The organism is Elioraea sp. (assembly GCF_022842375.1).
GTDB lineage: Bacteria > Pseudomonadota > Alphaproteobacteria > Acetobacterales > Acetobacteraceae > Elioraea_A.
The window spans coordinates 29,987-43,216 of record NZ_JALHPR010000003.1 but is presented as its reverse complement, the minus strand read 5'-3'; the positions used below and the strand labels follow the sequence as shown (position 1 = coordinate 43,216).

At 70.7% G+C, this 13,230-nt stretch carries 10 protein-coding genes; 6 read left to right on the top strand and 4 right to left on the bottom strand.

Annotated elements, in window-relative coordinates:
- The first annotated feature begins 137 nt into the window (after positions 1 to 137).
- The 3 genes from Q0C38_RS03530 to rpoD are packed head-to-tail and all read left to right on the top strand — an operon-like array spanning position 138 to position 4,469.
- Positions 138 to 608 carry a GatB/YqeY domain-containing protein gene (locus Q0C38_RS03530; RefSeq protein WP_291295678.1) on the top strand — a complete coding sequence of 157 codons (471 nt, stop codon included), beginning with the start codon at positions 138 to 140 and terminating at the stop codon, positions 606 to 608.
- Positions 609 to 620: 12 nt separating this feature from the next.
- Entirely contained in the window at positions 621 to 2,465 is a 1,845-nt protein-coding gene (gene dnaG, locus Q0C38_RS03525; protein WP_291295677.1) for a DNA primase, read from the top strand.
- A 51-nt stretch (positions 2,466 to 2,516) separates the two neighbouring features.
- Positions 2,517 to 4,469: an RNA polymerase sigma factor RpoD gene (rpoD, locus tag Q0C38_RS03520; protein ID WP_291295676.1), complete on the top strand. Its 1,953-nt coding sequence runs from the start codon at positions 2,517 to 2,519 to the stop codon at positions 4,467 to 4,469.
- Positions 4,470 to 4,507: 38 nt separating this feature from the next.
- Here rpoD and Q0C38_RS03515 read toward each other — a convergent pair whose 3' ends face one another.
- Positions 4,508 to 5,491 (bottom strand): MBL fold metallo-hydrolase, encoded by a 984-nt coding sequence (locus tag Q0C38_RS03515; protein ID WP_291295675.1) that lies wholly within the window; start codon positions 5,489 to 5,491, stop codon positions 4,508 to 4,510.
- Between the two features lie 86 nt (positions 5,492 to 5,577).
- A complete protein-coding gene (gene denD / locus Q0C38_RS03510) occupies positions 5,578 to 6,561 on the bottom strand; it encodes a D-erythronate dehydrogenase (RefSeq protein ID WP_291295674.1) in 984 nt (327 codons plus the stop codon).
- A 75-nt stretch (positions 6,562 to 6,636) separates the two neighbouring features.
- Here denD and Q0C38_RS03505 point away from each other — a divergent pair, with 75 nt between their 5' ends.
- Complete coding sequence (locus Q0C38_RS03505; RefSeq protein WP_291295673.1) at positions 6,637 to 7,674, top strand: dienelactone hydrolase family protein; 1,038 nt, start codon at positions 6,637 to 6,639, stop codon at positions 7,672 to 7,674.
- A gap of 16 nt (positions 7,675 to 7,690) precedes the next feature.
- Here Q0C38_RS03505 and Q0C38_RS03500 read toward each other — a convergent pair whose 3' ends face one another.
- Positions 7,691 to 8,674 carry a YafY family protein gene (locus Q0C38_RS03500; RefSeq protein WP_291295672.1) on the bottom strand — a complete coding sequence of 328 codons (984 nt, stop codon included), beginning with the start codon at positions 8,672 to 8,674 and terminating at the stop codon, positions 7,691 to 7,693.
- Between the two features lie 85 nt (positions 8,675 to 8,759).
- Positions 8,760 to 10,832, bottom strand: coding sequence for an ATP-binding protein (locus Q0C38_RS03495; RefSeq protein ID WP_291295671.1), 2,073 nt, complete (start codon positions 10,830 to 10,832; stop codon positions 8,760 to 8,762).
- 124 nt (positions 10,833 to 10,956) lie between these two features.
- On the opposite strand from Q0C38_RS03495, the gene Q0C38_RS03490 reads away from it, so the two are divergent.
- Positions 10,957 to 12,165: a diaminopropionate ammonia-lyase gene (locus Q0C38_RS03490; RefSeq protein ID WP_291295670.1), complete on the top strand. Its 1,209-nt coding sequence runs from the start codon at positions 10,957 to 10,959 to the stop codon at positions 12,163 to 12,165.
- A 58-nt stretch (positions 12,166 to 12,223) separates the two neighbouring features.
- Positions 12,224 to 13,201 carry a tripartite tricarboxylate transporter substrate binding protein gene (locus Q0C38_RS03485; protein WP_291295669.1) on the top strand — a complete coding sequence of 326 codons (978 nt, stop codon included), beginning with the start codon at positions 12,224 to 12,226 and terminating at the stop codon, positions 13,199 to 13,201.
- Positions 13,202 to 13,230: the final 29 nt, after the last annotated feature.

The window sequence follows — 13,230 nt, the reverse complement described above, 5'->3', positions numbered from 1 at the left end:
AGACCTATGGGAAACCGCTTCCCGTTTCAAGCGCCTTCCGCGCATGGGAAATGCGTTCCCATCCTGGTCGGGGCGGTACTCGCCCGTGCGCCCCGCTTCGCCTATAATGGCAGGCTGTTCTTCCGGAGGAGTGAGGCATGGGCCTGCGCGAGCAATTCACCGAGGCGATGAAGGCCTCGATGAAGGCGGGGGATGCCGCCACGACATCCACCGTGCGGATGATCATCGCCAAGATGAAGGACACCGACATCGCCACCCGCGACCTCACGAACGCCGATGCGCCGCAGCAGGCCGGCGACGAGGCGATCGTCGGCATGCTGCGCGGCATGGTGAAGTCGCGCCGCGAGAGCATCACCCTCTACCGCCAGGGCAACCGCGAGGACCTGGCAGCGAAGGAGGAGGCCGAGATCGCCGTCATCACCCGCTTCCTGCCGCCCGAGATGGACGAGGCGGGGATGCAGGCGGCCGTCGCTGCAGCCGTGGCCGAGAGCGGGGCGGCGAGCGTCAAGGACATGGGCAAGGTCATGGCCGCGCTGAAGGCGAAGCACGGCGCCACCCTCGACATGGGCAAGGCGGGGCCGCTGGTGAAGGCGGCACTCGCCGGCTGAGGCGCACGCGCCATGGCGATCCCCGAAAGCTTCCTCGACGAATTGCGGGCGCGGCTTCCGCTCGGCGCCGTCGTGGGGCGTCGGGTGCAGCTGCGCCGCGTCGGGCGCGACCTGAAGGGACTGTGCCCCTTCCACGCGGAGAAGACCCCCTCGTTCCACGTGCGCGAGGACAAGGGGTTCTACCACTGCTTCGGGTGCGGGGCGCATGGCGACGCGATCCGCTTCGTCATGAACACCGAGAACCTCGGCTTCATCGATGCGGTCGAGAAGCTCGCCGCCGAGGCGGGCCTCACCGTGCCGAAGCCCACGCCCGAGGCCGCAGCGGCCGCCGAGCGCCACACCTCGCTCGCCGGCGTGGCGGAGCTTGCGGCGCGGCACTTCTCCGAGGCGCTGTGGCGGCGGGAGGGGGCGGCCGCGCTCGCCTATCTCCGCGGCCGTGGGCTGACGGATGAGACCATCCGCCGCTTCGGCCTCGGCTGGTCGGGCGAGGGGCGGGGGGCGATTGCCCAGGCGCTGAAGGGCGAGGGGGTGACCGGGGACGACCTGGTCGCCGTCGGGCTGCTGAAGCAGGACGATGCGTCACGCCCGCCCGTCGACCTTTTCTTCAACCGCGTGATGTTCCCGATCCATGACCGGCGCGGGCGGGTGATCGGCTTCGGCGGGCGGATCATGGGTGACGGCCAGCCCAAATACCTGAACGGGCCGGAGACGGCGCTGTTCTCCAAGCGCCGCACCCTCTACGGGCTGCACCATGCGCGTGCCGCCGTGGCCTCGGGGGCGGAGGTGATCGCGGTCGAAGGCTATATGGACGTGATCGCGCTGGCCCAGGCCGGGTTCGGCGGCGCCGTCGCCCCGCTCGGCACGGCGTTGACCGAGGATCACCTGGCCGAGCTCTGGCGGCTTTCGCCGGCCCCCGTCCTCTGTTTCGACGGCGATGCCGCCGGCAGCCGCGCGGCGTTGCGCACGGCGGAACTCGCCCTGCCGCGCGTGGCGGTGGGGCGAACGCTGAAGCTCGCCTCCCTCCCGGCCGGCGATGACCCCGATACACTGGTCCGCCGCGGGCCCGAGGTATTCCGCGCGACCCTCGCGGCGGCGCGGGGTCTGGCCGACGCCCTGTTCGACGCTGCGTGCAGCACCCGTGCGACGACGCCCGAAGGCAGGGCGGGACAGCGACGGAAGCTCGAGGATCTCGCCGCCGAGGTGACGGACGCAACGCTCCGCGAGGAGTATCGCCGGCACTGGCGCGAACGCTGGTTCGGCGAGGGAAAGCCCCAAAGGACGGGCCAGAAGGGCAGGCCGAACGGCCAGCGCGGCCAGCCCGCCGCTGCCACCCGCGCCCCGCGCCCGGCGCTGGTTCCGGCCCGCGCCGGGGCGGTGCGCGAGCGTGACGTGCTCGCCCTCATCCTCAGCCACCCCTCGCTTCTCCCCGAGGCCGAGGAGGCGCTCGCCTCCCTCGCCTTCCGGTCGGCGGCATGCGAAAGGCTCAGGGCAGCCCTCGTGGCGGAGGCAGAAACGGCCTTCGGCCTTGACTCGGCAGGGTTGATCGACCACCTCGACCAGATGGACCTGCGCGAGCCGCTCGACGCCGTGCTTGGGACGCGCCTGTCTGCCCTACCCGCCTGCACGCTTCCAGGTGCCGCGCCTGCCGAGGCGCGCGAGGCGTTCTTCCAGGCCCTCGGCCAACTCGACCCCGAGCGCCTGGAAGCCGAGGTCGCCGAAGCCAGGGCCAGGCTCGCGGCGGAGTTCACGGAGGCGAATGAGCGGAGGCTCATCGCCCTCGTCCAGGCGATGGATGCCGCTTCGGGAGCGGAGCGTGATGATCCGCACGCGGCATCGTCCCGCGCTGCGAATACATAGGGTAGGGGGACGCTTCTTCGTCCCGGACCACGATCTGATGAGGTGATGCCCATGGCGAAACCCGCTTCCGCTGCCCCGACCACCGAGGCGGCCGATGATCTCGCCGATGGCGCTCTGCTCGACGTCCAGTCGATCGCCGTCAAGAAGCTCATCGCGCGCGGCAATGAGCGCGGCTACGTCACCTATGACGAGGTGAACGCCGCCCTGCCGCAAGGCCAGGTGTCCTCCGAGCAGATCGAGGACACGATGGCCATGCTGTCTGAGCGCGGCATCAACGTCGTCGAGGCCGAGGAAACCGACGACCCCGAGGCCGCGCCCGCCGCCAAGGCAGAGGGTGAGGCCGAGGAGGGCGAAGGCTCGACCGGCAACGTCGACGAAGCCGAGATGGGGCGGACCGACGATCCGGTGCGCATGTATCTCCGTGAGATGGGCTCGGTCGAGCTGCTCTCGCGCGAGGGCGAGATCGCGATTGCCAAGCGCATCGAGGCCGGCCGCGACATGATGATCGGCGGGCTCTGCGAGAGCCCGCTCACCTTCCGCGCCATCATCGCCTGGCACGATGCGCTGCAGGCGGGGAAGATGCTGCTCCGCGACATCATCGACCTCGAGGCGACGAATTCCGGCGGTGCGGCCGGCGAACCCGCCGCCCTGCCGGAGGCTGACGAGGAGCCGGCCGAGGAGGCCGCCGAGGAAGCAGCGCCCGGCGAGGAAGGCTTCGACGACGAGGAGGGGGCGCAGATGTCGCTCTCCGCCCTCGAGGAGAAGCTGAAGCCCGAGGTGCTCAAGACCTTCGAGGACATCGCGGCCACCTACAAGAAGCTCGCCAAGCTGCAGGAGGCGCGGCTCAAGTCCCTCTCCGAGGGTACGCAGCCGACCAAGCAGGCGGAAGCGAAGTACGAGAAGGCCAAGGAGGAGGTGACCGCGCTCGTCGGGCAGGTGCACCTCAACAACGCGCGGATCGAGCAGCTGGTCGAGCAGCTGCGCGAGTTGAACCAGCGGCTGAACGCGCTCGAGGGCCAGCTGCTGCGCATCGCCGACAGCGCCAAGGTCAAGCGTGACGACTTCCTCGGCCAGTATCGCGGCCATGAGCTCGATCCCGGCTGGGTCGAGCGTGTCGCCACGCTGCCGGGCAAGGGCTGGAAGCTGTTTGCCGCCAAGCATGCCGAGGATGTCGCCGAGATCCGTGCGCGCATCGGCGCGATCTCGGCCGAGGTGCACCTGCCGGTCGGCGAGTTCCGCCGGGTGGTCCAGACGGTTCAGCGTGGCGAGCGTGACGCGGCACGCGCCAAGAAGGAGATGATCGAGGCGAACCTTCGCCTCGTGATCTCGATCGCCAAGAAGTACACGAACCGCGGCCTGCAGTTCCTCGACCTGATCCAGGAAGGCAACATCGGCCTGATGAAGGCGGTGGACAAGTTCGAGTACCGCCGTGGCTACAAGTTCTCGACCTACGCGACGTGGTGGATCCGCCAGGCGATCACCCGCTCGATCGCCGACCAGGCGCGCACCATCCGCATCCCCGTGCACATGATCGAGACGATCAACAAGCTGGTGCGCACCTCGCGCCAGATGCTGCACGAGATCGGCCGCGAGCCGACGCCGGAGGAGCTGGCCGAGAAGCTCGGCATGCCGCTCGAGAAGGTGCGGAAGGTGCTGAAGATCGCCAAGGAGCCGATCAGCCTCGAGACGCCGATCGGCGACGAGGAGGACAGCCACCTTGGTGATTTCATCGAGGACAAGAACGCGGTGATCCCGCTCGACGCCGCGATCCAGGCGAACCTGCGCGAAGCGACGACGCGCGTGCTCGGCAGCCTGACGCCGCGCGAGGAGCGTGTTCTGCGCATGCGCTTCGGCATCGGCATGAACACCGACCATACGCTCGAGGAAGTGGGCCAGCAGTTCAGCGTGACGCGCGAGCGCATCCGCCAGATCGAGGCGAAGGCGCTGCGCAAGCTGAAGCACCCGAGCCGGTCACGGAAGCTGCGGAGCTTCCTTGAGGATTGAGCAAACCGGGGGGCGACACTGTCGCCCCCCGATGCGCATCACCCCTCGTGCATCGGCGTCGGGATCCAGGCGAAGCCCTGGCCGGCACGCACGAAACGACCCACGCCCGGGAACGGGAAGTGGTAGAGCACGCACTCCGTGCCATCAGCCGACATCGTCTCGAGCACGCGCCTGCGCGTCGCCGCACCCTGCGCCTTGTCGCTGTCGAAGATGTTGTGCCACTCCGGGTGGCGCAGCAGCAGCACGTGATGGTGCAGCACGTCGCCCACATTCACGAGGCGCCGCCCACCGCTCTCGATCACGTAGGAATGGTGGCCGACCGTGTGGCCAGCCGTCGCCATCGCCGTGATGCCGGGCACCACCTCGGCGCCGTCGCGGACCGGAATGATCCGGTCACGCACTGGCAGAAGGTTGGTGCGCGTGTAGAGGACGAAGTCGCGCGCCGCGGGGTTGGCGAGCAGTGATTCCTGTGTCCAGAACTCATAGTCCGACATTGCGATGGCAACGCGGGCATTGGGGAAGTTCAGCCTGTCGCGCGCATCGACGAGGCCCCAGCAATGGTCGATATGCGCGTGCGTGATCGCCACCACGTCGATCGCCGCGGGGTCGATGCCGGCAAGCGCGAGGTTCCGCATCAGGTGGCCGTTGTCGGGGCCGAGCACCTTGGAGCGGTCACCCATGCCGGTGTCGATCAACACGAGGTGGCGGCCGGTGTTCACCACCAGCACGTTCTGCGGGCCGATCCAGCGGTCGGTCGGCATGCGGTTCGCGGTCAGGATGCGCTCGAGATCCGCCTTGGGTGCATTCTCGAGAACGACGTCGAGCGTTGGGAGAACGAGCGGCCCGTCGCTCACCACCGTGATCTCGAACGTGCCGTGCTTGAAACGGTAGAAGGGCGGGGCGTTGGTGTTGAGGAAGGGTGCGGCGGCGTCGGCCGCGCGCACGCCGAGGATCGGCGCGGCGGCGGCGGCGGCCAGCATGAGGCGGCGGCTGACCAGGGAAGGGCTCACTGGATCGGGCATGGTCTCTCCGGTTGCTTGGCCGGCACGCGGTGGGAAGGCGGGGGGATGCCGGCGGGCGGATGGTAGCGCCGCGCCGACGCCGGGCGCTATGCCCGCATCGCCTTCGTCTCGGCGAGGTCGTCCTCGAGGAAGGCGCGCACCAGCGCCTCCAGCCCCTCATGCGCGCGGAAGCCGAGTGCCTTCGCCCGCGCATCGGAGAACCGCGCTGGCCATGCGCCGACGATCGCCGCCACCTCCTTGTCCTCCATCCGGCTGATCAGCCGCATCGCCGCGTGCCCGCCCACCGATTGCAGCACGAGCATCATGTCGCGCACCGTCACGGTGAGCCCAGGCGGGTTGATGCCGCGGTCGAGGCCGAGCGTCTTGCCGTCGAGCGCGGCGGCATGGACCAGCCAGTCGGTCGCCGCCCGCGGCGAGGCGATCCAGAGCGCGAAGCTCTCCGGCACCGGCAGGAACGCCTCCTCGCCGAGGAACGGCTCGCGCAGGATCGAGGAGGCGAAGCTCGACGCCGCGCGGTTCGGCCGGCCTGGCCGCACCACGACGGTGGGCAGCCTGAGCGTGACGCCGTCGATGTAGCCCTTGCGGGTGTAGTCGTGGATGAGGAGCTCGCCCGCCGCCTTCTGCGCCCCGTAGCTGTTGCCCGGAACGGGGCGCGTCGCGTCGTCGATCACCGCGTCCTGCCCGCCCGAGAAGGTGGCGACCGAGGAGGTGAACACCACGCGCGGCCTCGCCCCCGAAGCACGGCAGGCTTCGAGCAGCGCGCGCGTGCCGTCGAGGTTGACGCGCCAGCCGAGGTCGAAATCAGCCTCCGCCTGCGCCGACACCACGGCGGCGAGATGCACCACCACGCCCGTGTCGCGATCGACGGCGCGTGCGCAATCGGCCGGGTTGGCGATGTCGCCCGACAGGCACGTGACCGGGAAGGGCGCGCCCGCCGGCGGCTTCGGCTCCACCATGTCGAACAGCGTCATCGCGGTGATGTCGCGCGCGCCGACCTTGCCGGTCAGCGCCAGGCGGGCGGCCACCTTCCGGCCGAGGAATCCTGCTGCTCCCGTGATCGTCACGCGCATGGCTGTTCCCTTTTCCCGCTGTCGTCACGATGTTCATCGCGCGCCGTGCCCCAGTGCGCAAGGTGGAGGTGATTGATGCGGATGTTCATTGCAGCCCTTGTTTCCATGTTCGGCGCGGCTGCCACCGGGCTGCCGGTGCCCGCGGCGGCGGTTGACCTCGCGGCGTTGCAGCGGCCCTGGCCTGCCGGCGAGACGCTGGCGGAGGGCCAGGACGTCACCTGGCCGAGCACGAGCCCGTTCACGCCGCAGGAGGCCCTCTGGGGCAGTGCCGCGCCGACCGCCGCCGTCGGCACGCTGTTTACCGCCCGCCGCCCGGCCGGTGCGCCGCCGCCGCCGGCCGTCATCCTGCTGCACGGATCGGGCGGGGTGCTCGCGCCGCGCGAGCGCACCTACGGCAAGCAATTCGCCGCGATGGGCATCACCGCGCTCGTCGTCGATGCCTTCGCCGCGCGGCGCGAGCGCGGCACGAGCTTCACCGAACGGCTGCTGAACATCACCGAGAGCATGCTGCTCGCCGATGCCTATGCCGGGTTCCGCTTCCTCGTCGCGAAAGGCGAGGCCGATCCGCGCCGCGTTGCGCTGGTCGGCTTTTCCTATGGCGCGATGGCCACGATGTACGCGCTGAACGAGGCTGCCGCCCGCGCCTTCGCGCCGGCGGGGGAGCGCTTCGCCGCGCACGCGGCCTTCTACGGCCCCTGCATCGCGCGCTTCGAGGAGCCGCGCACCACGGGCGCTCCGCTGCTGATGCTCTACGGCACCGCGGACGAGCTGATCGACCCCGCGCGCTGTGCGGCGACGGCTGACGGGTTCCGCAGCGGTGGCAGCACGGTCGAGGTGATCGCGTATGATGGCGCGGCCCACCAGTGGGACGGCGGCCGCGGCCCGCTGCGCATCGGCCAGCTCCTGAACGGCTGCAACATCAAGCTCGAGCGTGACGGATCCGTCCGCGACCTCAACAGCGGTCTCGCGATGTCTGGCAGGGTCTCGCGCATGATCATCCTCGGCATGTGCGTCGAGAACCGGCCCTACCTGATCAATGCGGACGCTGCGGTGCGGGCGCGCAGCAACGCCGATCTCGGCCGCTTCCTCGCCACCGTCTTCCGGCCTCGCTGAGCCCCGAAGCCGGCCCTCACACGTGGTGGCGGAGGGCGGCCGAAAGCATCTCGCGCAGCTGTTCGCGCAATCCGTCCGGGCTGATCACCTCGACCGACCGGCCCCAGGTAAAGACGTGCCAGCACATCTCCTGCGCCCCGCCGGCCTGGAACCGCACGATCAGCCTGCCCGTCTCGTCACGCTCCATCGCCTGGGTCGGATGGAACCGCCACTGCGCTGCCTCGTCGGCCGTATCGGACGCGAAACGGAGGACCACCTCGAACGGTTCCTCCTGGAACGTGCCGAAGGCGCGGGAAGCGAATTCGGTGAGCGAGAAGCCGCGGCGGCGCACGAACGGGATATTGCCGAGCTCGAATCCGTTCATCCTGTCGAGGCGATAGAGGCGCGGCTCGTGCCATGGCTCAGGGGCCGCGACAAGCAGAGGCCGGCTGCCATAGAGCAGCCCGTAGGGATGGACGGTGACGCGTGCCGGCTCCGGTGCGCCGCGGGAGCGGTAGGCCATGGTGATCGGCAGGCAGGCGAGGATGGCGCGGCGCAACTGGCCGAGCTGCCCGTCAGGCAGGTTCGGGCGCGGCCCTGGGCGAAGCGCGCTTCCCTCCGCCTCCATCAGGACTTCGAGATCAGGCTCGACGCGGCGGAGATGCTCGGGCCGCGTCATCGCGCGGAGCTTGGCCGCGGCACTGTCGAGCGAGGCCGCGCGTTCGTCGAGCCCTCGCCCGCGCCACTCGGCCGCTGCTGCCTCGACGGAGGCGAGCTCCTCGGCGCCGAGGGCAACGAGGCCCCCGAGCGTTCCCTGCGGCAGGCGCCAGCGGCGCACCCGCTCGCCCTGGTCGCAGCGTTCGAATTGCGGGAAGACGCGCGCAACGGCATCGCGCATCCGTTCGGCCGTCCGCCGTCCCACCTCGAAATCGCGCTGGATGTCGCCGAGCGACAGGCCTTCGCGCGTGCCCTGGAAAGCGAGGGCGAGACGGAGAATCGTTTCGAGTTTCAGATAATGCATGGGGTTTCCAATGTTGGGCCGGCGACGATGCGGGATGGTCAATCCCGGGTTGATTATGACCGCATGCTGAAGGAAGTGAAAACGTTCATGACGCCACCCGGAACCCGATGGGGCACGTCGCGCCGCGGGCGGCCGCCTCGTCGCCGAGGAGAGCGAGGATCGCTGCGTCGTCACCGTCGGTTCCCATCAGCCTCGCCTTGCGGGCGGCAAGGGCGAAATCGGCCGGCACCAGCGGCGGCAACGCGGCAAGGCCGCGCGGTGCCGGGCGGGCGAAGAACCGCGCGAACGCAGCCTGGGCCCGGGGGCCGTCGAGTGCGGCGAAGCTGATCTTGACCAGGAAGCGACGCTGGCAGGCCGGGTCGAGGCGTTCGGGCAGGTTGGTGGTGCAGGCGAAGGGGAGCGGATGCTGCTCCATCCAGGTCAGCAGCTCGTTGACCTGCGTCACCTCCCACGCCTGCGTTGCGGCGCGGCGGTCGGCGAGCAGGCCGTCGGCCTCGTCGATGATCAGGAACGCCCCGCGCTCGCGCGCCTCGGTAAACGCGGCGGCGATCGCCTTCTCGCTGCCGCCGACGAAGCGCGACAGCAGGTCAGACGCACGCTTCAGCAGTGGCCGCATGCCCATCCGCGCCGCGAGGTGGCGGGCGAAGGCGCTCTTGCCCGTGCCTGGCGGGCCCGACAGCAGCATCGGCACGGCGCGCGGCGCACCGGGCCGGCAGAGCGCATCGGCGAGTGCCGCAAGGTCGTGGTCGGCCACTGTCAGGCCCGGGTCGAACACCTGATCCGCCTCATGCTCAACCGCAGGCAGCGTGCCGCCACCCATGGCGCGCGCGACGCTGAGCGCGCCGAGCCTGACGGCCTCCGCCCCGCCGCCGGTCATGGCAGCAGCAGCGACCGCGGAGGCTGCGATCGCGGGGGCTGCCGGCACCTCGCGGGCAAGCCGCGCGATCTCGTGGCTCTCCATCGCGATGCCGGAGCGGGCGAGCTCACGCGTCCAGAGTTCGGTGCGCACGGCGGCCTCGGGCACGCGCATCTCGAGGGCGAAGGTCATGCGCCGGATCACCGCAGGCCCGAGCGCCTCGACGCTGTTGGTGGTCCAGAGCATCGGCACGGGCGTGCTTTCTAGCAGGCGAAGCAGGTGCGCGCGGGAGCGCTCGCCGCCGAAAAGGCCGCCGAAGCCGCCGTCGAACAGGTCCTCCGCCTCGTCGAACATCAGCAGCGCCGGCGTGCCGGCCGAGAGCAGCCGCTGCGCGAAGCGCATCTCGGCCAGCCGCTCGCTCCGCCCTGGCTCGTTGCCCTCCTCGTCGGCCTCGGCGACGGCAAAGAGCGGGGTGCCGATGCGGGCGGCGAGCGTCTTGCAGAACTCCGTCTTGCCGGTGCCTGGCGGGCCGTAGAGCAGCACATGCGTTCCCGCACGGCGGGTGCGCAGCGCGGCGGCGAGAAGCCCTGCGGCATGCTCCGCCCCGGCGCCGAGATGGGCGAACTCCTCCATCCCGAGGCTCGGGGCGAGGGCGGGGCCCAGCAGGCCCGCGGCAGCGGTGCGCGCGGAGGAGGGCGGGATGTCGAGCGGATCGCCGAGCCTGCGGCGAAGGCGTTCGAGCACGCGCAAGCCCCCATCGGCATCGAGGGCGACCAGCCCCGCGGCGCGCAGCGGCGCGGTCGGGCCAAGCCTGCGCTCGACAACCGAGGTGGGCAGGCCGAGCAGCAGCGCGATCAGCGGCACATCGGCCGTCAGCCGCATCTCCCCGCCCATGGCGTCCGACAGCAGGTCGAACAGCCGCTCGACCGGCCGATGCACGCGGTAGCGGAGCACGAGGCCGAGGATCGCCGCCTCCTGCGCGTCGAGCCCGGCGGCTTCGGCCAGGGTCTCGAGCCTGGCGGCGAGGGGCGAGCGCGGCTGGCGCCCGAGGGTGGCGATGCGCCGGCTGATGCGATCAGACAGGCGCTTGAGCAGGGCGGCGTCAGGCTCCTGCTTGTCGGCGGCGAATAGGTCATCCTGTGCTGCCTTGGCGCGGTTTCCCGCCCGGGTGCCGAGGCCGAGCGCGTCCTCGAAGCTCGCGATCCACGCTGCCAGGGCCGCCGCCCGGCGTGACCGGCGCGGCAGGTCGGCCAGCGCCGCCTGCGCGTAGCCGAGGATGATCCGTTGCTCGCCTGCGTCCATCGCTGCCTCCTGCCTGCTGAATGCGACCGTAATCGTCGTATGCGACAGAGGTGGACGTATTCGAGAGGGCTTCCCCGGCCGGCGCGCCCGGAGGAAGGTGGGGGCGGAAAGGACCCTAGCGCCCATGCTCCTCCCCCGACTGCCGTTCCGGCTTCACCTGAACGCCGCCCGCGACCAGGCCGGAGAGCCGCGGCTCGACCTCGTCGGCCGGGCAGCGGCGCTGGCCGAGATCACGACCTGGCCCGGCTATGCCCCCACCCCGCTGGCGTTCCTGCCCGGCCTCGCCGCCTCGGCCGGGGTGGCGGCGATCGGCTTCAAGGACGAGAGCGGCCGGTTCGGTCTCGGCAGCTTCAAGGCGCTCGGCGGTGCCTATGCGGTGGCCCGCCACCTCATCCGCACGCTCGCCGGCCAGGGCATCGCCGCCACATCGGACGACCTCGCCGCTGGCCGCTTCGCCGATCGGACGCAGTCCATCACCGTCACCTGCGCGACTGATGGCAACCACGGCCGCTCCGTCGCCTGGGGGGCGCAGCGCTTCGGCGCCCGCGCGGTGATCTATATCCACGAGACCGTCAGCGAGGGGCGCGCGGCCGCGATCGCCCGCTACGGCGCCGAGGTCCGCCGCGTTCCCGGCACCTATGACGATGCCGTCCGCCGCGCCGCCGAGGATGCCGCCCGAGACGGCTGGACGGTGGTGAGCGACACCTCCTACCCCGGCTATACCGAGATCCCCCGCGACGTGATGGACGGCTATCGCATCATGGCCGAGGAGGCGATCACGCAATGGCGCGCGGCCCTGGACGGGCCGCCGACGCATGCGTTCGTGCCAGGCGGCGTCGGCGGCGTTGCGGCGGCGGTCGCGGCCGAACTCGCCCTCGCCTACGGCCAGCGGGCGATGCCGCGCCTCGTCGTTGTCGAGCCTGACCGAGCCGATTGCCTGCTGCGGAGCGCGGAGGCCGGCCACCCCGTCGCGGTGCCCGGAGAGCTCGACACGATGATGGCCGGGCTTGCCTGCGGCGAGGTCTCGATCCTCGCCTTCGACGAGCTGCTCTGGCGCGCCCACGGCTTCATGGCCATTCCCGACGCGAGCGTCCCGCCCTGCATGCGCATGCTGGCCGATGGGGTGGGCGGCGACAGGCCCATCGTTGCGGGTGAAAGCGCGGTCGCCGTTCTCGCCGGCCTCGTGCTGGCCCGGAACGACGATGCCGCCACCGCAGCGCTCGACCTGGGGCCGGAAAGCCGCGTGCTGCTGTTCGGCACCGAAGGTGCCACCGACCCTGACCTCTACCGCAGCATCGTCGGCCGGCCGGCGGAGCAGGTGGTCTCCAGTTGACTCGCCCCCCCGCACGTATCATCTCGCTGGCACAAGAAAGTCGCGTTGGGAGACGTCCATGACAAAGCTTCACCGCCGCACGCTGCTGGCTGCCTCTGCCGGTGCCGCTCTCCTGCCTGGTGCCGCGCGCGCCCAGGAATGGCCAACCTCGCCCGTGCGCATGATCGTTCCCTTCGCCGCCGGCGGGCCGACCGACATTCCCGCCCGCCTGATCGCCGACAAGATGAGCGAGAAGCTGCCCCAGCGCGTGGTGGTCGAGAACCGCACCGGGGCTGGCGTCGTCGTCGGCACCGAGCTCGTCGCCCGCGCGCCGAAGGACGGGCAGACCATCCTCTACTCCACCATCGCGCATGCCGTGCTGCCACCGCTGTTCCCGCGCCTGACATTCAACGCGCTCGAGGATTTCCAGCAGGTCGCCCTCGTCGCCGTCGTGCCGATGATCATGATCGTGAACAAGGACCTGCCGGTGAACTCGCTGCCCGAGCTCATCGCGCTCATGAAGCAGAACCCCGGCAAGTACGATTACGGCTCGTCCGGCAATGGCGGTGCGGTGCACCTCGCCTGCGAGCTGTTCCTCGCCCTCGCCGGCGTGCAGGCCAACCATATCCCCTATCGCGGCTCCTCCGCCCTGATGCCGGACCTGCTGGCCGGCCGCCTCGCCTTCTCGGTCGACGTCGCCGCATCCGCCATCGGCTATGTGCGCGGCAACCAGGTGAAGGGCCTCGCCATCAGCTCGGCCAAGCGCTCCTCGGTCGCGCCCGAACTGCCGACCTTCCAGGACGCTGGCGTGCCGGGCTACGAGGCGTACACGTGGCACATGATGCACGTGCCGGCCGGAACGCCCGCGCCGATCGTCACACGCATCAACCGCCTCGCCAACGAGGTCATGGCGATGCCCGATGTGAAGGCACGGCTGACCGAGCTCACCGCCGAGACGGTTGCCGACAGCACGCCAGAGAGCGCGCGCCAGTTCCTGCTCGCCGAGAACCGCAAGTGGTCGGACATCATCCGCCGCGCCAACATCACCGTGAACTGACCGCAGCCGGGAACCGAGCGCAGCGGGCG

Coding starts and splice junctions, on each gene's coding strand:
- Q0C38_RS03495 (WP_291295671.1), bottom strand. CDS start 10,832: ATGGACGCAGGCGAGCAACGGATCATCCTCGGCTACGCGCAGGCGGCG.
- dnaG (WP_291295677.1), top strand. CDS start 621: ATGGCGATCCCCGAAAGCTTCCTCGACGAATTGCGGGCGCGGCTTCCG.
- Q0C38_RS03485 (WP_291295669.1), top strand. CDS start 12,224: ATGACAAAGCTTCACCGCCGCACGCTGCTGGCTGCCTCTGCCGGTGCC.
- Q0C38_RS03505 (WP_291295673.1), top strand. CDS start 6,637: ATGCGGATGTTCATTGCAGCCCTTGTTTCCATGTTCGGCGCGGCTGCC.
- Q0C38_RS03500 (WP_291295672.1), bottom strand. CDS start 8,674: ATGCATTATCTGAAACTCGAAACGATTCTCCGTCTCGCCCTCGCTTTC.
- Q0C38_RS03490 (WP_291295670.1), top strand. CDS start 10,957: ATGCTCCTCCCCCGACTGCCGTTCCGGCTTCACCTGAACGCCGCCCGC.
- Q0C38_RS03515 (WP_291295675.1), bottom strand. CDS start 5,491: ATGCCCGATCCAGTGAGCCCTTCCCTGGTCAGCCGCCGCCTCATGCTG.
- rpoD (WP_291295676.1), top strand. CDS start 2,517: ATGGCGAAACCCGCTTCCGCTGCCCCGACCACCGAGGCGGCCGATGAT.
- Q0C38_RS03530 (WP_291295678.1), top strand. CDS start 138: ATGGGCCTGCGCGAGCAATTCACCGAGGCGATGAAGGCCTCGATGAAG.
- denD (WP_291295674.1), bottom strand. CDS start 6,561: ATGCGCGTGACGATCACGGGAGCAGCAGGATTCCTCGGCCGGAAGGTG.